At 63.3% G+C, this 22,458-nt stretch carries 24 protein-coding genes and 2 pseudogenes; 16 read left to right on the top strand and 10 right to left on the bottom strand.

Annotated elements, in window-relative coordinates; translation table 11 throughout:
• Positions 1 to 45 precede the first annotated feature (45 nt).
• Positions 46 to 720 carry an IS66 family transposase gene (gene tnpC / locus JL100_RS16295; protein ID WP_228421364.1) on the top strand — a complete coding sequence of 225 codons (675 nt, stop codon included), beginning with the start codon at positions 46 to 48 and terminating at the stop codon, positions 718 to 720.
• A gap of 92 nt (positions 721 to 812) precedes the next feature.
• Here the strand turns inward: tnpC and JL100_RS16290 are convergent, their stop codons facing one another.
• Positions 813 to 1,220 carry an IS66 family transposase gene (locus JL100_RS16290; protein ID WP_202685808.1) on the bottom strand — a complete coding sequence of 136 codons (408 nt, stop codon included), beginning with the start codon at positions 1,218 to 1,220 and terminating at the stop codon, positions 813 to 815.
• 78 nt (positions 1,221 to 1,298) lie between these two features.
• Between JL100_RS16290 and JL100_RS16285 the strand changes: the two are divergent.
• Positions 1,299 to 1,988: pseudogene (locus JL100_RS16285) on the top strand (ISL3 family transposase); the annotation flags it as partial.
• Positions 1,989 to 2,073: 85 nt separating this feature from the next.
• On the opposite strand, the gene JL100_RS16280 reads toward JL100_RS16285, so the two are convergent.
• Complete coding sequence (locus JL100_RS16280) at positions 2,074 to 3,678, bottom strand: ISL3 family transposase (RefSeq protein WP_228420746.1); 1,605 nt, start codon at positions 3,676 to 3,678, stop codon at positions 2,074 to 2,076.
• Between JL100_RS16280 and JL100_RS16275 the strand changes: the two genes are divergently transcribed.
• The 4 genes and pseudogenes from JL100_RS16275 (at position 3,671) to JL100_RS16260 (ending at position 7,231) form a co-directional block, all read left to right on the top strand.
• On the top strand, positions 3,671 to 4,732 hold the full coding sequence (locus JL100_RS16275; protein WP_202685769.1) for a transposase: 1,062 nt from the start codon (positions 3,671 to 3,673) through the stop codon (positions 4,730 to 4,732). The genes JL100_RS16280 and JL100_RS16275 overlap by 8 nt on opposite strands.
• Before the next feature lie 326 nt (positions 4,733 to 5,058).
• Positions 5,059 to 5,745 (top strand): annotated as a pseudogene (locus tag JL100_RS16270) (ISNCY family transposase); the annotation flags it as partial.
• Between the two features lie 433 nt (positions 5,746 to 6,178).
• Positions 6,179 to 6,838, top strand: coding sequence for a hypothetical protein (locus JL100_RS16265; protein ID WP_202685771.1), 660 nt, complete (start codon positions 6,179 to 6,181; stop codon positions 6,836 to 6,838).
• A gap of 3 nt (positions 6,839 to 6,841) precedes the next feature.
• The gene (locus JL100_RS16260) at positions 6,842 to 7,231 is read left to right on the top strand and encodes a transposase (protein ID WP_202685772.1); all 390 of its coding nucleotides are present in this window, start codon (positions 6,842 to 6,844) and stop codon (positions 7,229 to 7,231) included.
• A gap of 88 nt (positions 7,232 to 7,319) precedes the next feature.
• Here the strand turns inward: JL100_RS16260 and JL100_RS16255 are convergent, their stop codons facing one another.
• The 5 genes from JL100_RS16255 to JL100_RS16235 form a co-directional block, all read right to left on the bottom strand.
• On the bottom strand, positions 7,320 to 7,982 hold the full coding sequence (locus JL100_RS16255) for a group II intron maturase-specific domain-containing protein (protein ID WP_407697019.1): 663 nt from the start codon (positions 7,980 to 7,982) through the stop codon (positions 7,320 to 7,322).
• A 120-nt stretch (positions 7,983 to 8,102) separates the two neighbouring features.
• The gene (locus JL100_RS16250; protein ID WP_202685843.1) at positions 8,103 to 9,371 is read right to left on the bottom strand and encodes an IS256 family transposase; all 1,269 of its coding nucleotides are present in this window, start codon (positions 9,369 to 9,371) and stop codon (positions 8,103 to 8,105) included.
• A 76-nt stretch (positions 9,372 to 9,447) separates the two neighbouring features.
• Entirely contained in the window at positions 9,448 to 10,242 is a 795-nt protein-coding gene (locus tag JL100_RS16245) for a reverse transcriptase domain-containing protein (protein WP_228420745.1), read from the bottom strand.
• A gap of 652 nt (positions 10,243 to 10,894) precedes the next feature.
• Positions 10,895 to 11,290: an IS3 family transposase gene (locus JL100_RS16240; RefSeq protein ID WP_202681219.1), complete on the bottom strand. Its 396-nt coding sequence runs from the start codon at positions 11,288 to 11,290 to the stop codon at positions 10,895 to 10,897.
• A complete protein-coding gene (locus tag JL100_RS16235) occupies positions 11,287 to 11,571 on the bottom strand; it encodes a transposase (protein ID WP_202681221.1) in 285 nt (94 codons plus the stop codon). Before JL100_RS16235 ends, JL100_RS16240 begins: the two co-directional genes overlap by 4 nt.
• Before the next feature lie 17 nt (positions 11,572 to 11,588).
• Here JL100_RS16235 and JL100_RS16230 point away from each other — a divergent pair, with 17 nt between their 5' ends.
• Complete coding sequence (locus JL100_RS16230; RefSeq protein WP_202681223.1) at positions 11,589 to 11,939, top strand: transposase; 351 nt, start codon at positions 11,589 to 11,591, stop codon at positions 11,937 to 11,939.
• A 56-nt stretch (positions 11,940 to 11,995) separates the two neighbouring features.
• Here JL100_RS16230 and JL100_RS16225 read toward each other — a convergent pair whose 3' ends face one another.
• Both JL100_RS16225 and JL100_RS16220 read right to left on the bottom strand, forming a co-directional pair.
• Positions 11,996 to 13,210, bottom strand: a complete 1,215-nt coding sequence (locus tag JL100_RS16225; protein WP_202681226.1) for an HAD-IIIA family hydrolase — start codon at positions 13,208 to 13,210, stop codon at positions 11,996 to 11,998.
• 4 nt (positions 13,211 to 13,214) lie between these two features.
• Positions 13,215 to 13,412 carry a hypothetical protein gene (locus JL100_RS16220; RefSeq protein ID WP_202681236.1) on the bottom strand — a complete coding sequence of 66 codons (198 nt, stop codon included), beginning with the start codon at positions 13,410 to 13,412 and terminating at the stop codon, positions 13,215 to 13,217.
• A 259-nt stretch (positions 13,413 to 13,671) separates the two neighbouring features.
• On the opposite strand from JL100_RS16220, the gene JL100_RS16215 reads away from it, so the two are divergent.
• The 7 genes from JL100_RS16215 to JL100_RS16185 all read left to right on the top strand — a co-directional run bounded on the left by JL100_RS16215 (position 13,672) and on the right by JL100_RS16185 (position 20,297).
• Positions 13,672 to 14,768 (top strand): IS3 family transposase gene (locus JL100_RS16215; protein ID WP_202681599.1). Its coding sequence is split into 2 segments (ribosomal slippage): positions 13,672 to 13,933 and positions 13,933 to 14,768, totalling 1,098 coding nucleotides; the frame shifts between segments, so codons are not numbered across the junction.
• A 338-nt stretch (positions 14,769 to 15,106) separates the two neighbouring features.
• Positions 15,107 to 15,901 carry a TIGR04255 family protein gene (locus JL100_RS16210; protein ID WP_202681238.1) on the top strand — a complete coding sequence of 265 codons (795 nt, stop codon included), beginning with the start codon at positions 15,107 to 15,109 and terminating at the stop codon, positions 15,899 to 15,901.
• 2 nt (positions 15,902 to 15,903) lie between these two features.
• A complete protein-coding gene (locus JL100_RS16205) occupies positions 15,904 to 16,575 on the top strand; it encodes a helix-turn-helix domain-containing protein (RefSeq protein WP_202681240.1) in 672 nt (223 codons plus the stop codon).
• A gap of 12 nt (positions 16,576 to 16,587) precedes the next feature.
• Complete coding sequence (locus JL100_RS16200) at positions 16,588 to 17,472, top strand: hypothetical protein (protein ID WP_202681242.1); 885 nt, start codon at positions 16,588 to 16,590, stop codon at positions 17,470 to 17,472.
• Positions 17,473 to 17,503: 31 nt separating this feature from the next.
• Complete coding sequence (locus JL100_RS16195; protein WP_202681244.1) at positions 17,504 to 18,793, top strand: phage portal family protein; 1,290 nt, start codon at positions 17,504 to 17,506, stop codon at positions 18,791 to 18,793.
• Positions 18,775 to 19,773 carry a hypothetical protein gene (locus JL100_RS16190; RefSeq protein ID WP_202681245.1) on the top strand — a complete coding sequence of 333 codons (999 nt, stop codon included), beginning with the start codon at positions 18,775 to 18,777 and terminating at the stop codon, positions 19,771 to 19,773. Before JL100_RS16195 ends, JL100_RS16190 begins: the two co-directional genes overlap by 19 nt.
• Positions 19,770 to 20,297, top strand: coding sequence for a hypothetical protein (locus JL100_RS16185; protein ID WP_202681246.1), 528 nt, complete (start codon positions 19,770 to 19,772; stop codon positions 20,295 to 20,297). Before JL100_RS16190 ends, JL100_RS16185 begins: the two co-directional genes overlap by 4 nt.
• Positions 20,298 to 20,300: 3 nt before the next feature.
• On the opposite strand, the gene JL100_RS16180 is transcribed toward JL100_RS16185, so the two are convergent.
• The gene (locus tag JL100_RS16180) at positions 20,301 to 20,927 is read right to left on the bottom strand and encodes a PIN domain-containing protein (RefSeq protein WP_228420743.1); all 627 of its coding nucleotides are present in this window, start codon (positions 20,925 to 20,927) and stop codon (positions 20,301 to 20,303) included.
• 424 nt (positions 20,928 to 21,351) lie between these two features.
• Here JL100_RS16180 and JL100_RS16175 point away from each other — a divergent pair, with 424 nt between their 5' ends.
• Both JL100_RS16175 and JL100_RS16170 read left to right on the top strand, forming a co-directional pair.
• Positions 21,352 to 21,744 (top strand): antitoxin Xre/MbcA/ParS toxin-binding domain-containing protein, encoded by a 393-nt coding sequence (locus tag JL100_RS16175; protein WP_202681248.1) that lies wholly within the window; start codon positions 21,352 to 21,354, stop codon positions 21,742 to 21,744.
• Between the two features lie 62 nt (positions 21,745 to 21,806).
• Positions 21,807 to 22,403, top strand: coding sequence for a recombinase family protein (locus JL100_RS16170; RefSeq protein ID WP_202681249.1), 597 nt, complete (start codon positions 21,807 to 21,809; stop codon positions 22,401 to 22,403).
• Positions 22,404 to 22,458 lie beyond the last annotated feature (55 nt).

Below are 22,458 nucleotides of genomic sequence, written 5' to 3'. Positions count from 1 at the left end.
GCAACTGTCTCATCCGACGTTGGCACAGAGGGCTTCACCGGCACGCTGCAGGCCGATGCCTTCTCCGGCTTCGATCACCTGTACCGGGGCGGCACCATGGTCGAGGCCGGCTGCCTCGGCCACGCCCGGCGCAAGCTGGTCGATCTGGTGCGCGCCAAAGGTTCGCCGGTTGCTGCTGAAGGCGTCCGGCAGATCGCCGCGCTGTACCGCATCGAGCGGCGGATCTACGGGCTGCCGCCCGTGGAACGCCTGGCGGTGCGCCGGAGCGAGGCGGTGCCGCTGCTCGACGCCCTGCGAGCCTGGCTGACCGAGCGGCTCGCCCAGGTGGCGCCGCGCAGCGAGCTGGCCAAGGCGCTCGGCTACATGAACGCCCAATGGGATGCCCTGGTCCGCTACGCTGCCGACGGCACGCTGGAAATAGATAATCTGACGGCCGAGCGCGCGCTGCGCGGCATAGCGGTCGGCAGGAAAAACTGGAACGTGATCGGCTCGGATGCCGCCGGCAAGGTCGCCGCCGTGATCTACAGCCTGGTGGAAACCTGCCGGTTGAACGGGATCAACCCGGAAGCCTACCTGACCGACGCCATAGGCCGGATCGGCCGCACCAAAATCCAGGCGCTCGACACCCTGCTGCCGTTCAACTGGCGACCGCCCGACACTGGCAACCCAGCCGATCCGGGGCGCATGAACATCGCTCCTCACGCCGCTGCTGCCGCCTGATCCGGCCGCGCCGAGGTCCCCTCCCATCGGCGAATCCTCCCGCTGCCCATCACCAGGAATTTACCCGCGTGACGGCGCTCACGTAGGTGCCTTCATCGCTGGTTTACCGTGCTGTCGGCAGCGTAGCGGACCAGGGCATCCCACTGGGCATTCATGTAGCCGAGCGCCTTGGCCAGCTCGCTGCGCGGCGCCACCTGGCTGAGCCGCTCGGTCAGCCAGGCTCGCAGGGCGTCGAGCAGCGGTACCGCCTCGCTCTGGCGCACCGCCAGGCGTTCCGCGCGCGGCAGCCCGTAGATCCGCCGCTCGATGCGGTACAGCGCGGCGATCTGCCGGACGCCTTCGGAGGCGATCGGTGAACCCTTGGCGCGCACCAGATCGACCAACTTGCGGCGGGCGTGGCCGAGGCAGCCGGCCTCGACCATGGCGCCGCCCCGGTACAGGTGATCGAAGCCGAAGAAGGCGTCGGTGTAAAGGGCGGATGAAGCTTGGCCCTTCCGCAAACTCGGCGGAGCTTGATGCGGAGAGCTGCTGGGATGCTCACATAAAGGGCATCAGCTCCCTCTCAACCTGTATCGCTCTTGATCACCGAACCCCTGTTGTCCCTGTTGCCGGACGGGATCGTCGTTGACCGTGTCGAGGTCAATTCCGGGCTCGTCACCGTGCATGCTCGATCGGCTGACCTGACCGCCTGCTGTTCGATGTGCGCCATGCCGTCGGGACGGGTTCACGGCCGCTACATTCGCCGTGTCGCCGACCTTCCCCTGATGGGTCGCATCGTCTCACTGTCCCTCCAGATCCGCCGCTTCTGCTGCCTCCAATCGGACTGCCCGCGCCGGATCTTCGCCGAGCGCCTGTCCGCGGCGGTGCCGGATCGCAAACGGCGCACCGTCCGGCTCGCCGACGTCCAGCGTTCCCTGGCCCTGGGTGCGGGCGGTGAACTGGGCTCCCGCCTGGTGAGCCGGCTCGCCATGCCGGTTACCGGCGACACCCTGTTGCGTCTGATCCGGGCCATTCCGGTCGAACCGGCGCCGCCGGCGCGCGTCATCGGCATCGATGACTGGGCCTGGCGCCGTGGCAGGCGTTACGGCGCTATTATCATTGATCTCGAGCGTGCCAACCGGCCGATCGACCTGCTGCCCGACCGCACGGCTGAGACCGTCGCCGCCTGCCTGAAGGATTATCCCGGCGTCGAGATCGTCGCCCGTGACCGGGCCGGTGCCTTTGCCGACGGCGTTCGCACCGGCGCTCCGCAGGCCATCCAGGTTGCCGTGTAAGTGCCGGGTGAATACTGGTCCATCCGCATTCCCGATGTACAAGCGGTAAGTGCATTTCCACCTTGTGTTTTCTCCGATGTCATGCGGCCTCCAGAACCCGATAGCGCAACAGGTCGAAGCCAGCCCGCCCGCACATGGTACGCTTGATCGTCTTGAGCCGACTGACCTGACCTTCCACCGGGCCGCTGCTCCATGACAGCGACAGCCCGGCACGAACCGCCGCCAAGTCCCGTTTCAGGCCGCCGGCAAACCCGGCCAGCGCCGTTCCCTGCGCTGCCGCGAGCCACGGATCGAATCCGTCGGCCCGCCTCTCCCGCACCATCGTACGGAACTCCCGCGCCAGCGCGATCACCGCGGTCAGGTCCGGCGATCCGGCAAGCAGCGCCTCGACGAGCTTCCCTGCGGTGTCGTCGATCTCGTCGGCATCGGCCACCACCAGCCACGCCGCGCGCCGGCCGGAGGGTGCTTTCCAGGCGGTCGCGGACGACGCCGCGTCGGCAGACCCCGCACCGGTGCCCCGCAACCGGCGCCGAACCCATTCCTGCACGGTCTTGGGCCGGCCCGAATAGCCCCGGTCACGGATTTCCCGCCACAGCCGGGCGGTGTTGGTGCAGCCCTCGGCCCAGCGCTGCCGCAGGTACTCGGCATGGCGGTCGATTGTGCTCCCATAAGCCGGTTTGCTCCACGACGGAGGCCGGCCCGCCCGCAGCCATGTCCGAATCGTGGCGCGGTCCAGGCCGGTGCTGCGGGAGATAGCACTCTGCGACCAGCCGCGGGCGTTCAGTGCTGCGACTTCCTCGAAACGGGCCTGCCGCGCCGCCCGCTTGTCCAGCGTGCGCTGCTGGCTGCGGGTCAGAGGCCGGGACTCCGGCGGAGCGTTGGGAACCGGAACCGTCGTCACCGCCGTGGCTGCCTTGGTCGCAGTGCGGATGGCCCGGTGATGCCGGTCGAGAACGCCGGCCAGGGCGTCGCCGAGATTGCGCAGAAGATGCCAACCGTCAGCCACCTGAATCGCGTCCGGGGCGCCGGTCTGGGCGCCGTCGGCATAGGCACCGGCCCGGTCTCGGGCGACGATCTCCACGCCGGGGTGTGCCTTCAGCCAAGCGGCGACTGTTTCTCCGTCGCGATCGGGCAGCAGGTCAATGGGGCGGCTGCGCTCCAGATCGACGATGAGGGTGCCGTAGCGCCGGCCACGCCGCCAGGCCCAGTCATCGATGCCGACGACGCGCGGGGTTGGTGCCACCGGGAGGGGAGCCGCCCGGATCAGGCGCAGCAGGGTGTCGCCGCTGACCGGCATGGCGAGCCGGTCCGCTAGGCGGGCACCCGACTCGCCTCCGGCATGCAGGGCGATGCGGCGTTGCGCCTCGGCGAGGCGGACGGTCCGCCGAACCTTCGGCAGGGCCACCTCCGGCAGGCGCTCGGCGAAGATCCGGCGCGGGCACCTGGGGGCGGAGCAGCGAAAGCGGCGGACCTGGAGATCGAGCTGACCGATCCTCCCCTGCCAGGGGAGATCCCCAAGATGCCGGATGTAGCGGCTGTGGACGCGACGCGAGCGGCGCCGGCACAAGGGACAGGATGCTGTGGCGGCGCGAGCGCGAACGGCGACGACGACACGACCAGGGTGGACGACGACCCGCTCGACCGCGAGACCGGCGGGCAGCAGGGACAGCAGCGAATTGGACACGGAGAAGACGGCACTCTCGGGGGAAAAGCGTTTCTCCTCATATGGTTATCCTCACCCTCCGGCGCACTCGCCCTGCACCGGGAATGCGGATGGACCAAGCTTCATCCGCCCTTTACATGCCGACCAGTTCCACCTGCTGCGCAATCTGGGCGACGCCGTGGGCAACGCTCTCAACCGTCACCATCGGGATATCCGCGCTGCCGCAAAGGCTGCCACAGCTCTGGCGTTACCGGATCCAGTACCCGTGGAACCAGCAAATCCGCCGATTTCCATCGTCTTACCCAAACCCCTGGCAACGCGTCAGCAGCACAGCCTGGACAAGCAGGCAGCACGGCAGGCTCGTTTCGACGAGGTGGTCGCCCTGGATGCGAAAGGCTGGTCCAGGAGCCGGATCGACCGCACTCTCGGTCTGGACCGAGGCACGGTACACGACTGGTTGAAAGCCGGACGGCTGCCGAGCTGGCAGCAGCCGTCCGGAGACAGCACGGTCGATGTTCATGGCGACCATCTGCGCCGGCGCTGGGACGAAGGCTGCCACAATGGGGTTCGGCTCTGGCGAGAGCTCCGCGAGCGTGGCTTTACCGGCGGAGCGAGCACCGTGCGGGACTGGCTCCGCCGGCTGCGAGCCGTCACACCTCAGTCTGCTGGATCGATGCCGGCATGGAAAACCCCAAACGGCCGGCGGGCAGCCTGGTTGGTTGTCGCCGATCCTGACGAGATCGATGAAACGGAGCGGAGGTTCGTCGATGCCCTGATCGCCGGTTCCGCTGAACTCGCCCACCTCATCGATCTGGCCCGGGAGTTCCGCGCAATGATCCGCAAGCAGCAGGAGGAGCGACTGGATGACTGGCTTGTCGCAGCTGAGAAGACGGCCTTTGCCGGATTTGTCGGCGGACTGAGGCGTGACCTGGCCGCGGTTCGGGCCGCCTTGTCGCTGTCCTGGAGTACCGGACCGGTGGAAGGGCAGATCTGCCACCTGAAGACAATCAAGCGCACCATGTGCGGGCGTGCTGGATTTGACCTGCTGCGCCACCACGTTCTCGAGGCAGCGTGATGCTGGCGCGATCAAATCCGTCCGTTCAGCTGACCTGTTGCACCGAGTTTGCGGAAGGGCCAAGCTTCATCCGCCCTTTACAGGTATCCTGTCGGGTCGCTCGTGACACAGACGGAAGCCCACGCATCAACGCCCGCGCGCGCGCCCCCCGCCGGTTCGCCCCCCGGTTTTTTTTCCAGAACGGCAAAGCTAGCTTTCTGTTAAGAACGCAGTGAGGTTGCGAGCAGGGAGGCGGGAGAATGGGCCGGCAGTCGATGCGGCCGTTGCCGACGCGGTGGCGGATCCTGGAGACGGTGACACGACAATGCCCGGACTGCGGGGGTCGGCTGCACTGCCAATACATCAGCCGACGCGCCGTGGTGACCCTGGACGGGCTGCTCGGCCTGCAGCTCAGGGTCCGGCGCTGCGTCAACCCGGACTGCGCCCGCTTTCACCGGGCGTTCCGACCGGAGGCCGAAGGCGCGCTGGCGCTGCCCCAGCAGGAGTTCGGGCTCGACGTGATCGCCCTGGTCGGCCGGCAGCGCTACGGCGCTCGGGCCAGCGTGCCGGAGATCCATGCCGAGCTGGTCCGGCGCGGCGTGGCGATCTCCCAGCGCAGCGTCACCAACCTGCTCGACCGCTACGACGAACTGGTCGCCACCGCGGCCGGCGATCCCGACCGGCTGCGGGCCCGGTTCAAAGACCAGGGCCGGGTCATCCTGGCGATCGACGGCCTGCAGCCGCAGATGGGTCACGAGGTGCTGTGGGTGATCCGCGACTGCCTGTCCGGCACCGTCGTGCTGGCCAGGGCCCTGCTGTCGGCAACATCCGCCGACCTGGAGCCGCTGCTGCGCCGGGCCGCCGAGCTCGCCGGCGTGCCGGTGGCCGGGGTGGTCAGCGACGGACAGCTCTCGATCCGCACCGCGGTCGCCCGGGCTTTGCCCGGCGTGCCGCACCAGCTGTGCCACTTCCACTACCTGCGCGAGGCGGCGCGTCCGATCTTCGAGGCCGACCGGCACGCCAAAAAGGAGTTGAACACTCCTCCCACAATCTGGCAAAAACTGCATTTGAGGGCCATCCCGGCTGAGATGCGCGGATAATGGAGCGACGCGGAAGACGATGCTGATGGCATTCCGGCCGATCTCGACGCGCTTGACGAGAAGGCGGATCAACTCCCGCTGCCGGTGCCAATCGACCTGGGCGAGTTGTCCGTGCACCTGGCCGGCAAAATCCTCAAGCCGTCCGACCAGGAGCGACAACGTGCTCCGCAGCGCTTCCTGATCGAGCAGAGCTTGGCGTTGGTGCTCAAAACCAGACAGGCGCTGGCGCAGGCCGGTCAGGCGCGGCTCGAACTCGGCTTTGTCGATGAGGCCTTCGGCGTAGCTGTCGATCAACCGCCCGATCCCCCGGTTCAGTTTAGCGATCTGCCCGTCGAGCAGGGTGGCATCGGAACGACAGGGATCGCCCTTGCCGATCTCAACGATCCGCCGTTCGTACTCGGCGGCCAGACGGCGGGGATCGCCGAGCAGGCCCTCGACCTCCCGCCAGACCGCCGCATCGGGTGCCCTGGGCGACACCGAGCATCTGTGGCCGGACATCGCCCGGGCGTTCGGCTGGGTACACCGGGCGGCGCACATCATCAAGAACACCGGGGCGCTGCCGGCGCCGGCAGTGGCCCGGCGACTGGACGGCCTGTGCGGCGCGATGTCCCGGCACCGCGCGCGGGCCGGCGGGCTGTGCGAGGCGGTCGGTCACTTCCTCAAGGTAACCCGCAGCTATCGCCCCGGCCTGTTCCACTGCCATACCGTCGCTGATCTGCCGGGCACCAACAACGCGCTGGAAGGGCTGTTCGGCTCCTACCGCTACTGTCAGCGGCGCACGACCGGTCGGCGCGCGGCCTCATCGGCCACCGTGGTCAGCGGTCCGGCCCGTCTGGTCGCCTGGGTGGTCTCCCGTCTCGCGCCACTCGAGGCCGCCGATCTGGCCGGGGTCGATCGAACCCGCTGGCTCGCCCTGCGGGCCGACATCAGGGCTCGCCGCCTGCAGCGGACCAGAGGCAGCCGCTTCAGGCGCGATCCCCAGGCCTACCTGCGTAGCCTCGAGGACCAGTATGCCGCCGCAAGGTGAGTTTTGCCGCTCTGGTTTTTTTTGTTCGGCCGCGCCGATTGCGGGGCGTGTGCCGCCCGGGAACTCTGTACCCCGGCGAAAGAACCGCGGCGTTCCGTCTACTTCCATCCACGCGCGGAGTACGAGGCGCTGAACGCAGCGCGGGCGCGGATGTCCGACCCGGCCTGGAAGAAGCGCTATCGGATCCGCGCTGGTGTCGAAGGTACGCTTTCACAGGGCGTGCGCGCCTTCGGGATGCGCCGGAGCCGCTACATCGGGCTGGCCAAAACCGCGCTCCAGCAGGTTTGTACCGCCGCCGCGATGAACGTGTCGCGGATCGTGCACTGGCTGGAAGGCCTGCCGCGGGCCAAGACACGCGTAACGCGCTTCGCCGCTCTCGCGCCGGCGACCTGAATTCGCCGACAGTAGTGGAGTAGGAAGCGCTGAAGCGCTTCCCCTCCCCGAACCGTACGTGCACCTTTCAGCGCATACGGCTCTCCATTCAACCTTGGCCCAAGGCCATTGCGACATCATGGTATCGGGAGGTGACGGTATTCCGAAGCTCGTCCCTGAAAATGTAGGGATTTCGCCCCGGGTTGCGCCACCGGAACTGCGCCTTCGGGCTGGTAACCAGGCGGCGCAGTCCCTTGCCGACAGGAGCACCCTGTCCATTCCGGCCGTAAACCAACCAGGTTTTCGTCTGGCCAGGGTTCGGAGCGCGATACCATTTCCGCATCAAGGGTTTGATGCCTGAACGATATTTGCTCGCGAGCCAGTGCGCCAGTTTCCAGAACACGACGGTGTCGATGCGCCGGAACGTGCGCGCCGTGAAGTCGGCGAACTTGTAGAACGCGGCCCAGCCCGTCAGTTGACGGTTCAGGCTGTCGATCATGTCCACCGAGGCGACATCATGATTGCCGGAGAGTGCCTCGACCAAGCGGTGAACGAAGGTCTTGGCCTTCTCCTTGGGTATCGTGGTGACCACGGACATGCGTCCGCTCGATCCCCGCTTGCGAATGATCCGGTGTCCCAGAAAGACGATACCATCGTCAACGTGAGTGATATGGGTCTTGTCCATATTCAACGTCAGCTTCAGGCGGTCTTCCAGAAAGACCCGGCATTCCTCGCGGATCACCTCGGCATGCGCCTTGGTGCCCTTGACGATAACGACGAAGTCATCGGCATAGCGGCAATAGGCGACAGCAGGTTTCCATTGCCGGTTCTCGCGAACTGCAACAGGACGCTCCTGCTGTAGAGCTATAGCGGAATTTGGGTGACGAGGTGTTCAGGCGGCGCTCTGTGATGTCGGCACGCTGACCTCAATGCCGTCGCGGAATTTGACGCCTTGGATGAGCTTGGGCAACTGGTTTTCGCTCTGAAGCCGGCGCCAGGTTCTGGATGCTGCTGAGATCAGCTTGAAGACCATGAGCTTGGCGGTGTCGTGGGAAAGCGCGCCCTTGGTGCGGATCGTCCGGTGACGGACCGTGGCGAAGACGCTCTCGATCGGATTAGTTGTCCGCACGTGGTCCCAGTGCTCGGCGGGGAAGTTGTAGAAGGCCAGCAGAGCCTCGCGGTCCTTGGTCAGGCACTCGACGGCACCGGAGTACTTGGCGCCGTACTTCTGCTCGAAGGTATTGACGGCTCGCTCCGCTGCCTTGAGGTCGGGCGCCATCCAGATCTCCCGCAGATCCTGCTTGACCGCGGGCTGGAGCGATTTCGCCACCTTGTTGAGAACGTTGCCGGTTTTGTGAAACCAGCAGCGCTGATGACGTGTGCCGGGAAAGACCTCGTCGAGCGCCTTCCAGAAGCCCAGGGCGCCATCGGCGACCGCCAGTTCAGGAGCGATCCCCAGCCCACGCGCTTTCAGGTCGATCAGCAGTTCACGCCAGCTCTGGGCGCTCTCGCGGACGCCGACCTGGAAGCCGAGCAGTTCCTTTTTACCTTCCGGCGTGGCGCCGATCATCACCAGCATGCACTCGGCAGTGGGCTCCATGCGGGCCTGGAGGTAGACGCCGTCGGCCCAGACGTAGACGTAGCGTCGAGCCGACAGGTCCCGCCGTTGCCAGCGCCCGTAATCGTCCGCCCAGCTTTCCTTCAGCCGCGCGACGACCGCCGGCGACAGGTTGGGCGCGTCCTTACCCAGCAGCACGCTCAGCGCCTCCTGGAAATCACCGGCCGAAACCCCGCGCAGGTACAGGATCGGCAGCAGAGCGTCGAGGCTGGTGGTCCGCCGCGCCCAGCGCGGCAGCAACGCCGAGCTGAACCGGATCCGCTCGCCTGCCGGGCCGGCAGCCCGGTCGCGGACCTTAACCCGCTGAACCTCGACCGGTCCGACCCCGGTCTGGATCATGCGCTCTGGCCCATGACCATGCCGGACCAGCCGGTCCCGGCCGTCAGCCAGCTTCAAGTCCCTCCTGGCGGCCAGAAAGGCCGCCACCTCGGCTTCGATGGCCTGCTCCAGCAACTGGCGGGCTCCCGATCGGAGAAGGGCCGTCAGCGGATCGTCAATCTCGTTGGGCTGGCGAAACCGGACAATGCTGGTATCTTCGTTCATGGCGTAGCGCTCCCTCGTGGAGGTTCTGGCAGGCGTCAAGCACCTACCTCGTTACGCCACCTTCCTCACCTCGTCATCACCCAGTTTCCGCCATAGCTCCCTGCTGTATGCCGAAGTTCCATGCCCAACGATCCTTGCGGGCTTTGCCGTTCAGGTATTTCGCCTCCAGCCACGCATCAAACTCGTGGAGCATGATATTGGACAGGAGCGGCGACAACACACCGCCTTGCGGAACACCCTCACTGGCTGCCACGAACAAGCCCCGATCAACGTGGCCTGCTTTGAGGATGCGCCAGAGCAGATCGACGAACCGTTCATCGCGTATCCGCCGCCGAACGCAGTGAAGCAGCAGTCGGTGGTGGACCGTGTCGAAGTAGCTCGCCAGATCACCTTCGATGATCCAGCGTCCCTTCGTCCCGGACCCACTATCCTGCAGCTGTATCTTCACGGTCCGGACAGCATGATGCACGCTGCGCTCCGGCCTGAAGCCGTAGGAGAGACGATGGAAGTCGCTTTCCCAGATCGGCTCCATGGCCATCAGCATCGCACGCTGGACGATACGGTCGGTCAGGGTTGGGATACCCAGCGGTCGTCGCTTGCCGTTGGCTTTCGGGATATAGATTCGCCTGACCGGCTGTGGACGGTAAGTCCCGTCGAGCAGGTCGGTCCGCAGGCTGGCCAGATGTTCCGCCAGTCCAGCCTGCATTCCTTGCTTATCCATTCCGTCGAGACCCGGCGTATTGGCGCCACTCGACGTCAGTACGATCCGGGCGGCTTCGGCAAGCCACGCTCCATTGGCGATGAGCCGGAGAAGTCGATCGAACCGACGGTTCGGGTCGCTCTCGGCCCATGTCGCGAGCTTGTGCTGCATTTCGCTGATTATCAAAGGTCTTCACCTCATTGGGTCAGGTAGTCTGCACTCCAAACTGATTGAACTGTCCTCCTTCGCCATGTGACAGGCTTTCCCTGTCGCGGACTACTACGAGGACTCCGCCAGCATGATGGACATCGGGGTCAATCCCTTGGCATTCCATCATGCCTTCCCTCGTTCATATGCTGGACGTCTCACGCACTGGGTCGGTTGCCGGTCGCAGTCCTTGTCCTTGCGTCCCGCAAGTCGATGCCGATGCCATGGCCTGGCTGCGTTCTCTCCATGGCTCCCCGCAAATGCCCTACATATGCACCTGCGTTCGGATGCCGCCGACATACGTCTCCGGCGGCCTCATCAGCATTCCGCCTGTTAAGCCGTGTAGGCGAAGGCGACATTTCAGCCCTCGGATGCGGATTAACCGGTTCGTGTTCCTCAACCTTCCAGTGCTACAGCCTCGGGAACCATCTCGGCGTAACGGCTTCACCTCAATTCCCTTTACCTGCGGGCTACGTCACCCTGCCAGTTGACGGCAGGTCACCGCCGCTTGGGCTCATGCCCCCTCACAGCAGAGGGCAGGGCTTTCTTCATTTCCCTCCTTTCTCATCAGCATTCCAGCGATATGCACCCCGGACCATCCGGGACGAGGCGCACTCTAGGTGATGTCGGCCGCCCACACCTGATTGGGACGGTCGATCGTCAGCCCACGCAGCAGGTAAGGAAAAACCTTGTGGCCCGGCGCCGGTTTCGACGTCCTCGGCTTCGGCCCGAGGGCAGCGATGCCCATCAGCCGCATCAGGCGCTGCACGCGTTTGCGGTTGACCACTGTGCCCTCGGCCCGCAGCATCGCCGTCAGCCGCCGCGAGCCGAGAAACGGCCAAGCCGTGAACAACTCGTCGATGCGCTGCATCAGCGCCGGATCATTATTGTTGGCCGGACACGGCGCGCGGTAAACGCTCGAGCGCGCGACGCCGAGCAGCGTGCATTGCCGTCGTACCGACAGTCGAACGTGATCGCGATCGAGCAGGGCTCGGCGGTCCGGGGCGCTCATCGTCCGGACCTCTGTCCTAAAAAATCCCGCTCGACGGTAAGCTGGCCGATCTTGGCGTGCAGCTTCTCGATCTCGCGGGCCGCGTCGGCGTCGCGGCCGACATTTGAGTCGAACGCCCGCGTCGCATTGTCCTGAAGCTGCTTCTTCCAGGCGTAAATCTGGTTCGGGTGAACCTCGTAGCGCTGGGCCAGGTCGACCACCGTCGCTTCCTCGCGTAGCGCCTCCAAGGCGATCGTCGCCTTCAGCGCCGCATCGATTTTCCGTCTCGTTCGCTTCGTCATCGATGATCATCGGAGCGATGAACCGCACCCTCTTCGAGACCTATGTGGAAACCCAGCTCGCGCCGACCCCGCGGCCGGGTGACGTGGTCATTCTCGACAACCCGTCCAGCCACAAAAGCGAGAAGGCGAAAGCAATCCTCAAGCAACGCGGCGCCTGGTTTCTCTTCCCGCCGCCCTACAGCCCCGACCTCAACCCGATAGAGATGGCCTTCGCCAAGCTCAGAGCCCATCTCCGACGCATCGGCGCACGCACCATTGACGAACTCTGGAAGGCCGTCGGATTGATCTGCGATCTATACACCCCGACGAGTGCTGGAACTATCTCAGACACGCCAGATATGCGTCAGATTAAAAGCTCGAATCTCTAGCGGATGCATCCCTAAGGTCACAGGTGAGCGCGGCCACCGCCCGCAGATGTTGGCATTCATGGCGGTGTCCTATTGGGCATAGCGCGGGCCAGTATATGATCCACGAAGATAGCTAGGTCACCGCCGCAAAAACGGTAGCCGGGCAGCCCGGCGGCGGCAGCTGCCGCCAGATCGCTCTCCTTATCGCCAATCAGAAATGAGCTGTTGCGGTTGACTATCCACGTTGCCATTAGATCCTTGATCATTCCAGGTTCCGGTTTGCGCCGATAGCAGGCACGGTTGAAACCGACTGAGGTCCCCTCCGGATGGTGTGGGCAGTACTCGTAAGCGTCTACATGAGCCCCGGCTTCAGCCAAACGCGCCGCCATCCAGGCGTGCATCACGCCGACTTGCGATTCAGGATAGTAACCACGCGCCACCCCGGCTTGGTTGCTGACGATGAAAACGTAAAATCCGGCATCGTTTAACCGCTTTACCGCAGCCATAGCCCCTGGTATCCAGCGTGCCGCAGCTGGATCGTGCGGATAACCCGTATCTTCGATCAGAACGCCGTCACGATCCAAAAAGGCGGCCGGGCGGCAAGCCATGGTAGGAATCTCGTGCTGTGCGCGTGTCAGATCTTCCGGGACGCCGATGTCGATGAATGCGCCGTCATAGATGTGTCCGCGCAGCATGCCTTCGCTTGCGAGGCGAGGGAAAATGTCTGTCGCCAGCGAGACCGGGCCGCTGCCGATCCACTCCGTAATTCGGCGGTCGATGGTGTAAATGCCTCCACTGACCGGTCCAATGCGATCTGGTGAGTAAGGCATCAAGCCTTGCACCCTGCCGTTCGTCGATAATTCGATGGTGCCGTAGCGTCCGCTAGGCGCAGTGTGGCGCAGGGCAAGCGTTACCATAGCTTCCTCCGCGTGCAATGGCAGGTCCAGCAGGTTCAGGCTGAAAAGAGTATCGCCATTCAGCAGCAGGAAACGTTCATCAAGTTGATCCTGAAACACCCGTAACGCGCCGGCGGTCCCGAGAGGCTCAGGCTCAACCACAACCTCTACATGTGCGCCGCGCACGATTCTATCATGATAACGCGCTACGATCTGCTCGCCCTTGTAACCAGCCAGCAGAAGGATGCGTGCAAAGCCGAAGCGGGCTATCTCCTCAATTTGCCAATCAAGAAATGGACGGCCGGCGACAGAATTGAGGGGCTTCGGAATCGTTTCTGTCAGCGAACCGGGGCGCGTACTGCGGCCCCCGACCAGCAGGATGGCTTGGCGTAGCATATTGCTATTTACGAGCCGGCTCTGGAGCTATCAGTTCCGGCTCCTCGGCTGCATAGAGATAGCGATATGGGCAAAAATGCAACTGCTGGACCGCCAGCGTGGAACCTTGAACCGCCCAGTTCACCTCTGCGTCCAGATTGAAATGGATTTTGGCAACGAACAGATCCCGAGCCTCAGTAAGCCAGTGGTTGAGTAAGATCATGATGGCGGATTCCAAAATCTACAGCAAAATTTTCGATCGCTGAACACTTCTTATACAACCAGTTGATCCCGATCAACGTTAACATATAGAGCTGGCTCAGGAAATCTGGACAGCGGGATAAGTGGAGTTTCTGCCTGAAAGCGGCCAGTATGTGTGCCGCACAGGAGAGAGCATAGAGCTGGCTCAGGAAATCTGAACATCGGGATAAGTGGAGTTTCTGTCTGAAAGCGGCCAGTATGCGTGCCGCACAGGAGAGACCATGACGAGACGACCACGTCGGAACCACACACCGGCTTTCAAGGCAAAGGTGGCTTTGGCCGCCGTCAAGGGCGAGAAGACGCTGGCCGAGTTGGCTCAGCAGTTCGACATTCATCCCAACCAGATCACCCAGTGGAAGGCGCAGCTTCTCGACGGGGCAGCCGGGCTGTTCGGCTCGGAGAGTCGCAGCGACAGTCGGGGTCCGGCAGTGGACCTGACGGTGCTGCATGCCAAGATCGGAGAGCTGACGCTGGAGAACGATCTTTTGGCCGGCGCGCTCGGCAAAGCGGGTTTGCCGAGCGCAAAGCGATGATCGACCGCTCCCATGATCTGCCAGTCACACGGCAGGCCAAGGTGCTCAACGTCAGCCGGGGCAGCGTTTACTACCTACCGAGGCCAGCCTCGGCCGCCGATCTCGCCCTGATGCGCCGGATGGACGAACTGCATCTCGATTTCCCGTTCGCAGGCAGCCGCATGCTGCGCGACCTGCTGATCGCCGAGGGCTTTCGGACCGGCCGCCGGCATGTCGCGACGCTGATGAAGCGGATGGGCATCCAGGCCCTCTATCGCAAGCCCAACACCTCGAAGCCGGCGCCGGGACACAAGATCTATCCGCATCTCCTGCGCAATCTGCCGATCACCCGTCCCAACCAGGTCTGGGCCATGGACCTGACCTACGTTCCCATGGCGCGTGGCTTCGTCTATCTCGCCGCCGTGATCGACTGGTTCAGCAGGCGCGTCCTGTCCTGGCGTTTATCGATCACGATGGAGGCCGGGTTCTGCGTCGAGGCGGTCGAGGAAGCCTTGGCCCGCCACGGCAAGCCGGAGATCTTCAACACCGATCAGGGCAGCCAGTTTACCAGCGCCGCGTTCACCGGTCTGCTGACCGACAACGCCATCGCCATCAGCATGGACGGCAGGGGGGCATGGCGCGACAACGTGTTCGTGGAGCGGCTCTGGCGCTCCGTCAAGTACGAGGAAATATACCTCAAGGCCTACGATACGGTAGCCGAGGCGCGGAAATCTCTCGCCAGTTACTTCGGCTTTTACAACTCCCGCAGACCTCATTCCAGCCTTGACCGGCAAACACCCGATTAGGCCTACTTCACCCCGCTTCCGCAGATTGCGGCAGCCTGAACCCCGCAGGCGCTTCACTTATCCACTGAAAAAGCTGTTCAGATGAACGGAGCCACCTCACTCGCCGGATGCTTACGCTCTGGCAACCTAACCCGCCGTCAACTTGACGATGCCATCTGATCACTTCCGTTTCGTCAACACCAGTTCTTCTAAGCCACCGAAAATACTCACAAGGCGTCGCCCCTCCATGGGGGTGCTCAGGCCACATGGGGTGCGGCCTTTGAGAACTTTTAACATCTGTCGCTTCACACTATACTTCACATATAGGGTTGAATATGGATATGCAGGGGATCCCGCCGATGACCAAGCCACCGCCGCCGCTCAGCGGGCCACCGCCCACTGAAGTGCCGCTGCCGCGTGCGCCACTCGTCCGGGTACTCGCTCAGATTCGTTTTCCTGCGATCTTGGCAATCCGGAACCCTGACAATGTCGCCATCTTCCAGGAGGCGATACGCCCTAACTACCCGCTCCTGCAGGAGGATCGTGTTCATCACGTGGTGCTGCCTACGGCTGGAGAACCTGAGATCAAGGAGGGGGTGATCTGGCGTTTCCGCAGCCGGGATGACGACTGGCGCGTGTCATTGGGCATCGACTTCATCGCGCTGGAAACAAAGGCTTATCATAGCCGCGAGGATTTTCTTGACCGCTTCCATATCGTGGTTGGCGAAGTTGAGTCAGCATTCAACCCTGTGGAAGCGCAGCGGCTCGGAATCCGTTACATTGACCGGATTGTCGCTCCTGACGTGAACCGCATCGCCGAGCTTGTGAAAAGCGAGGTTCTTGGGGTGGCTTTGGCTGATATCAGTCGAACGGCACGCTACATCATGACGCAAACTCATCTCGAAGCGGAGGAGGGAGACATCCAGGCCCGTTGGGGGCACTTTCCTGCAGGGGCGACTTTCGACCCGGAGGCTATTGAACCCATCGATGAAGCGAGCTGGATCCTCGACCTTGACATGGCGACGCAACAATCCCAGGACTTCACCGTCGATGGTCTCCTTACGACGGCAACGGGTTTCGCAGAGCGCATCTACACTGTCTTCCGTTGGATGGTAACTGACGAATTCCTGCGTTGCTACGGAGGGAATCCATAACCATGATCATCGCCAAGGCTGGAGAACAGACGTCTGCCATCGGCTCGATGGTGAGGAGCAATGCGTTGGGCATAGCATTGGTTGGCGCTGGATTCTTATACCAAGCCACTATGAGCAGCTATCCAACATTTGTCACCGTCGAACGCACTGCTGCGGGGCCCTCGGGACAACTCGACGTCGTCCACAAGACGCCTGTCCAGGCTGAAACATCCGCCGAAGCAGTCTTCGAAATCCGACGGCGCTCTGGGCTGACGTGGGACGAGATCGCTGACCTGTTCGATGTCAGCCGACGCAGCGTGCATCACTGGGCAAGCGGCAAGGCCGTCAATGCCGAACATGATCGGCGCATCAGACGCATTCTGTCCATCGTCCGGCGGCTGGATGTTGGTGAGGCAAAGCGCAACCGTGATCTGCTGCTCAGCCCGTCTGCCGATGGGCGCTCCATTTACGACCTGCTGAAAGCAGCAGCATTCAGCGAGGCGACAGCGCGCACCGGAACAGCGCCCCCATCAGCAAAGTCACGGTCAAAATTGACGAAGCTTTCCAAGAGCGTCCAGCTCGCCCGCCAGTCCGAATCTCCCGTGGCCCTTTTGGGTGCGCTTCAGGATCGGCCGGACGTTCCGTCAAGGGCACGGGTCGCGCGTACCGTCCGGGTACCCAAGGCTGCCGGCTGAAAACCGATGGGCATGACGTCTCCCGATCAGCTCCCTGATCCCGACGCTACTCTTCAGGTCTGGCGCCAAGGCGATGTTACTCTCGATGCTGATTTGACTTTTGTCCACTTTGCTGATCTGTCCCGGCCAACATCTCCCGCCGCGCATCAGGCAGCTGAGGCAATGCTGCGCCAGGGGGAGGCTCTGCCCGAAGGTCCAGTCCCGTTGATGGATAACGTCCCCGGCTTCGTTATGCTCACCCAAACCTGCGACATCGTCAGACCGAGTGCGGAGCGCCCCTATGTAGAGGTTGCACCCCTGATCATGGTATCGCCGGATTGGCTGGAGGATATAAGAATGCTTCGCCGGCCGGCTTTCGCCTACGTCCCGGCATTGGCAGAGGAGCGCTTGGTCGCCGACCTGGACCGGATCATGACAGTCGAGAAGGCGGTAGTGGCGTCCTGGCGCCGTATCCCGGGCTGGTCAACAGACTCCGAGATCCGTGCTTTTGCAAAAGCACTTGCCCGGAAACGGGCGCGCTTTGCTTTTCCCAACGATTTCAATGTGGCCACAGCAAAGCTTCAGGAGCGGTTCAAAAAGAAACATAACAGACACCACGCCGAAGGCGCGCATCTGAAGGCTTTCAGCGAAATCAGGATTCGCGCCGCACCCTCCTGGGATAGCGATCAGGTCGCGATCTCCCTGTGGTTTATCAAATCTGGAGATCCGAAGGGTGTTCCTGCCGCTTGGCCAGATTGGATAGACGCGTGGACAGCCCTATTCGAAGAATCCGGCAGATTCCAGATTGAGACTGCTGTTGCCTGTCTTCTGCAAGACATGACGGCGCGGGATTACGTCGAGAGCGATCGCCTCGACCTTGATCAGCTTTCAGTTTCCCCGGAGCGAAAACATGGCTGATATGATTTCCGGCTGGAGAATTTAACGGTAAGTGAACCGCACCGGGTTTCCCGGAGGCCTGACCTTCAAGCAGACGCGCGAGCCGATGCTGACCGACACCTTCGACGAATGGCTCGCCCGCGTCGTTTGCTATGCGTTCTCGGTTCCTCCGCTCCCGTTCATCCAGCAGCAGATCCGCGCAACGGCGGAGTCGGCGAAAGAAGCCGCGCTCTCCGAGGGCCTGGCGCCGCTGATGAACTGGATCAAGGACATCGTCGACCTGCTGATCGAGCGGTTCTGGAACTACCCGGACCTGGAGTTCTGCTGGGGCGACCACAAGGAGGTCGATCCGGCCTCGATGGCCTCGATCAACAGCACTTACGTCCGCATGGGCATCAAGTCGATCGACGAGGCGCGCGCCGAGCTGGGCCTCGACCCGCTCGGCATGGAGCACGCGATCTTCACCGGCAACGGCGCGCTGCTGATCAAGGAGCTGGCGGACGACGACTTCCGCCACGCCATGATGGGCATCCAGACCGGGCCGGACGGCAAGCCGATCCTGCCGGGCCAGCAGCCGGGAATGCCGGGCCAGCAGGGCATGATGCCTGGTCAGCCGGGCGGGCCGGGTATGCCGATGGGCGACGACGGCTCGTGGATGCCGGACTTCCGCGCGGCGCTCAAGCCGCAGTGGGTTCCAGACTTCCGCCAGGCGCTGACGCCGGAATGGTTCCAGGGCATCCGGGAGGCGCTGCTCGCCGGCGCTCCGCAGCAGGGCGGCGACGCCCAGCCGGACATCCGGGGTGCGCTGGGCCCGGGCGACCGGGAGCAGCCGAACATCCGCGGCGCCCTCGGGATGCCCTCGCGCACCGCCGACGGCCTGCCGGACTTCCAGGGCATCCTGGGCGGCGCCGGCGGCTCTTACACCTCGGACGAGTCGATGGCCGCGATGAACGTCCGGTCGGCCGACCCGACCAGCAAGGACGACGAGCGCCGCAACGTGGTGCTCGATCTCGACGGCGACGGGGGTGCGGTTGACGGCAACCTGTCGGACAATCTCGACGACCCGACAAAGGAGGTTGAGAAGCTCGACCGCCCTTTCGTGGTTTTGGGTTCGCCGACGACATTCGGGCCGCTCTACAAAAGAGACGGTAGAGCCGGACGGGATGCCGACGGCGACGGGCTGGTGAACGAGCGCGAACGGCCCCGGCCGGCAACGCTCCGCCCGGCCCGCCCGCGTCCGGCCAACCGGCCGGGCGGCCGTCCCAGCTCCTCACGGGTGCGGCGGTCACCACGGTCGGCGCCGGCGTTGCCGGTGCTGCCGCGATGGTCGCCCGCGCCCTGACCCGCTCGACCAACCCGACGGTTCGCGCCGCCGGGCTCGCCGCCGCCGGTGCTGACGGTCTGACGGCCGGCGCCACGGCGACCTTCGCCGGTGCGACGGCGGCCAACGACATCGCCTACCAGCGGCGCATGGAGGAGGTCGGGGCCAAGTACGGCTTCACGCCCAAGTCGCGCGGCCAGCGGCTGGTCGACGAGGCGAAGCAGAAGCGCCGGGACATCCGGGGCGAGGCGCGGAACTTCGACCGGCCGCTCGACGGCAAGCCGGTCTCGGAGCTGAAGCTGCCGGACTACAGGACGGCGACCAAGTTCGCGGAGGCGACCAGGGCGGCGTTCCCGGGAGGCACGCAGTTCATGACCAAGGTGGCTCGCAGCGCCAAGTACGAGTTCCAGGGCGAGAAGGCCATCGAGATCCCGACCGCGAATGTCTCCCATCGCTTCGTCAAGGGCGGCATGACCGGCGAGATCAGCCGCAACTTCTACCGCGACAAGGCCGGCGACCTGGTGGCGAGCCACGACGGCTTCGTGATCAACGGCGAAGGCAAGGGCGGCGGCATCGGCAAGCAGGTGCTCAAGGCGCAGTTCGACGAGTACGAGCGGATGGGCGTGTCCAAGGTCAAGGTCCACGCCAACATCGACGTCAGCGGCTACGCCTGGGCCCGGTTCGGCTTCGTGCCGAGCCAGCAGTCCTGGGACGAGCTGCGGGCCAGCATGAAGTTCTGGATCAACTCGGACGAGGTCACCACCGACGGCCTCGGCAACGAGTATCAGCCGCTCAACATCCCGCAGCGCCAGCGCAGGGCACTGACCAGGATCCTCGACAACCCCGACCCCAAGGGCATCTGGAAGATCGCCGACGCCCGGATCGGCAACCGCAATATCGGCAAGGAGCTGCTGATGGAGCGGGACTGGGAAGGCGAGATCCGGCTCGACGACGCCGACGCCATGGCACGTTTCAACCACTACACCGGCCGATCAAAATGACGATCATCTTCGACGGCCTGCCCGGCACCAAGCTCGGGGAGGGCGAGACCGACGGCATGCACGAGCTGCTGGCGGACGACGACCTCCCCACCTACGAGCTGCCGGACGAGCCGGACGAAGACGAGCTGGTGGAACTTGCCAAGGCGGCATCGCCCACCCTGTCGGCGGCCGACGCCGCCGAGCGCAAGGTGGCCGACCGGATCTACACCGCACTCCGGGCGGCGGTCGCCGCGGCCGAGGGCATCGTCCAGGCCGCCCACACCGCGCTGTCGCCGGACGCCGCGGCCTCCGGCCTCAAGCGGTCGGGCCTCGCCCGGCTGTACGGCCTGGCGATCGACCGCCTGCTCCCCGTCATGGAAGCGGGCGGCCGGGCCGCGATCGACGGCGCCGACGTGCTGGAGAAGGCCGAGCCCGCGCGGCTCAAGGTCGACCTCAGCCGGCGCAACGGCAAGATCCAGAGCTACCTGGAAGCCTACCGGATAGATAAGATCGCCTTTCGGACGTCGCGCATCTGGAGAGCCTGAATATCACGACGCTACAGTAGCGCTCAACATTTGTTCTCTGCAGTGACGAGACCCATTCACATATTTCAGGTAGCAACGGGGGCAAAGGCTATATAGATACCAGATCTTTTTTGTTTGATCTTCTAAGAATGTCCGGTCGTCATCGACTTTACAACCAAGGCGGTCAGCGACGATGTAGAAGTTTTCTGACGGCATCGATGTCATAGAGTATGTCCGACGCGCAATCGCCGGCAGTAATAAGGAGTATTCGCTATATGTTATCTGACAGACAGTTTCTATTATCTTGCTCAGAATGCGTTTGTCGCGAGTAACGTGATAATCAAGGCCAGCGGCTTCTGCAAGATTCCTATAGGTTACAATATCGCGCCGACGCGCAGCGGATTCCAACACATTCCTGACGGAAGTTACTTGTTTCCCATAGAAATCACTGATGATAGCTAGAGATGTACATGGGATGAGCCTTTCCTCCTTGAATGTAAAGACGGGAATCTCGCTTGAAGCTAATATTCTTTCGACGATTCCTTCTGTAACATCACAGGAAGCCACGGCTGCCTTGATCGGAATCAAAGATAGGTCGGGATAGTTCAGCCATGACTCGGGCATGCCGTGAACTGCTTCACGTTTGATCATTTCATTGTCCATATTCATGTTGCGATCGGATCCAGATGACGCCGCAGAGTGGCGTCTCAAAACATGTTATGGGCTGGTAAGTCTCGGCTCGCTAGCGGTAAGCCAAAATTGTCTCAATGCTCTTGCGCTCGGTATTATGGAAAGCTGTGGGGTCACTTAGAGTTCAGATACCAAAATTTAATATAATTTTTATTTAAATACTTAAACTTTTGTATCTTTTTATCAAGTAGATCTCGGATGACATCCTAAAAACCTACGTTTTGGGGAACCTCGAAAGCGGTTTGGAATTCTCCGCAGATTTGCTCCACTCTGAACCTCCAAAAAACGTCTCCCAGAATAGATTTTCTCGAAACCTGCTTGTGAGGTTATTGAGAGGGTCCGGGAGCGGCATAGGGGAAACGTCGAGAACGTCAGGGAGGAAAACGTGGCTGAGAGTGATCTTTGGCTGGCGATCGAGGAACTGCGGAGCCAGCAGCGAGAAATGGCCGCCAAGCTCGAGCAACTTCGCGAGGAGGTTTCCACGCTCTGCGCGGAGAGAGACGGCACTCCGGATAGCCGGGCGCGAAGTGTTGTTCAATATGCTGAACTCACGTTCGACACCCACGAGCAGGCATTGGCTTGGCTTCAGAAGGCACACCCCGAACTCGATGGTCTCACCCCCCTTGAAGCTGCACGCCGGAGCGCGGAGCTAAACCGCCGCGTCCAAGGGCTTTTAGTTGAAATCGTTGATAGAGCCAGCACGCGAGAGTCACTTGAGAAGAAGCTCAAGGGTATGCTGTCGGGTGAGCAGGCCGATGACCATTTGGAAGGAGGGTAACAGACCTGAGACAACCAAGGCCCATTGTCTCCCGCTTCCAAACGAAAACGGTTGTTCTGAATATGCTGATCGGCTACGCGCGGGTGTCCACCACGGACCAGAACCCGGACCTACAGATCGACGCCTTGCTGAAGGTGGGCGTCGACCGGCGGCAGATCTTCGAGGACCGGATGAGCGGCATGCGCGCCGACCGGCCGAAGCTGAACGAGGCGCTGGCGTATGCGACCCAGGGCGACGTATTGGTGGTCTGGAAGCTGGATCGTTTGGCTCGGTCCTTGCCGCACCTGATCGACATCGTTGCCGGTCTTGACCGGCGCGGTATCGGCTTCAGGTCGCTGACCGAGAGCATCGACACCACCACGGCAGGCGGGCGCCTGACCTTCCACATTTTCGGCGCTCTTGCGCAGTTCGAGCGCGACATTATCCGTGAGCGGACGGTGGCTGGTCTTGAGGCCGCTGCTGCGAGGGGGCGGAAGGGCGGAAGGCCTAAGGCGATGGGAGCAGCCAAGATCGAGGCGGCACGCCATCTGCTCGCCGGCGGCATGCCGATCAAGGACGTCGCAGCGACGCTGGAAGTGGGGATCAGCACCATATATCGGTATGGTTTAGCAGGATCAGCAGTTTTGCCGCCGGTTCGAGTGAGTGGCGATCCCGCATGATCCCGGGCGGCATTGGATGACTTTGCGCCCAAGTTGTCGGGGGCCGGCTCAGCCG

This window comes from Skermanella mucosa, from assembly GCF_016765655.2.
Classification (GTDB): domain Bacteria; phylum Pseudomonadota; class Alphaproteobacteria; order Azospirillales; family Azospirillaceae; genus Skermanella; species Skermanella mucosa.
The sequence above is the reverse complement of the archived record's forward strand: the minus strand, read 5'-3'. Positions and strand labels throughout refer to the sequence as shown.

Bases quoted from the DNA above. Each gene is read 5' to 3' on its own strand.
- JL100_RS16250 (WP_202685843.1), bottom strand. From the start codon at position 9,371: ATGAACGAAGATACCAGCATTGTCCGGTTTCGCCAGCCCAACGAGATT.
- JL100_RS16245 (WP_228420745.1), bottom strand. From the start codon at position 10,242: ATGCAGCACAAGCTCGCGACATGGGCCGAGAGCGACCCGAACCGTCGG.
- JL100_RS16240 (WP_202681219.1), bottom strand. From the start codon at position 11,290: ATGAGCGCCCCGGACCGCCGAGCCCTGCTCGATCGCGATCACGTTCGA.
- JL100_RS16235 (WP_202681221.1), bottom strand. From the start codon at position 11,571: ATGACGAAGCGAACGAGACGGAAAATCGATGCGGCGCTGAAGGCGACG.
- JL100_RS16230 (WP_202681223.1), top strand. From the start codon at position 11,589: ATGAACCGCACCCTCTTCGAGACCTATGTGGAAACCCAGCTCGCGCCG.
- JL100_RS16225 (WP_202681226.1), bottom strand. From the start codon at position 13,210: ATGCTACGCCAAGCCATCCTGCTGGTCGGGGGCCGCAGTACGCGCCCC.
- JL100_RS16220 (WP_202681236.1), bottom strand. From the start codon at position 13,412: ATGATCTTACTCAACCACTGGCTTACTGAGGCTCGGGATCTGTTCGTT.
- JL100_RS16210 (WP_202681238.1), top strand. From the start codon at position 15,107: ATGACCAAGCCACCGCCGCCGCTCAGCGGGCCACCGCCCACTGAAGTG.
- JL100_RS16205 (WP_202681240.1), top strand. From the start codon at position 15,904: ATGATCATCGCCAAGGCTGGAGAACAGACGTCTGCCATCGGCTCGATG.
- JL100_RS16200 (WP_202681242.1), top strand. From the start codon at position 16,588: ATGACGTCTCCCGATCAGCTCCCTGATCCCGACGCTACTCTTCAGGTC.
- JL100_RS16190 (WP_202681245.1), top strand. From the start codon at position 18,775: ATGGTCGCCCGCGCCCTGACCCGCTCGACCAACCCGACGGTTCGCGCC.
- JL100_RS16185 (WP_202681246.1), top strand. From the start codon at position 19,770: ATGACGATCATCTTCGACGGCCTGCCCGGCACCAAGCTCGGGGAGGGC.
- JL100_RS16180 (WP_228420743.1), bottom strand. From the start codon at position 20,927: ATGATCAAACGTGAAGCAGTTCACGGCATGCCCGAGTCATGGCTGAAC.
- JL100_RS16170 (WP_202681249.1), top strand. From the start codon at position 21,807: ATGCTGATCGGCTACGCGCGGGTGTCCACCACGGACCAGAACCCGGAC.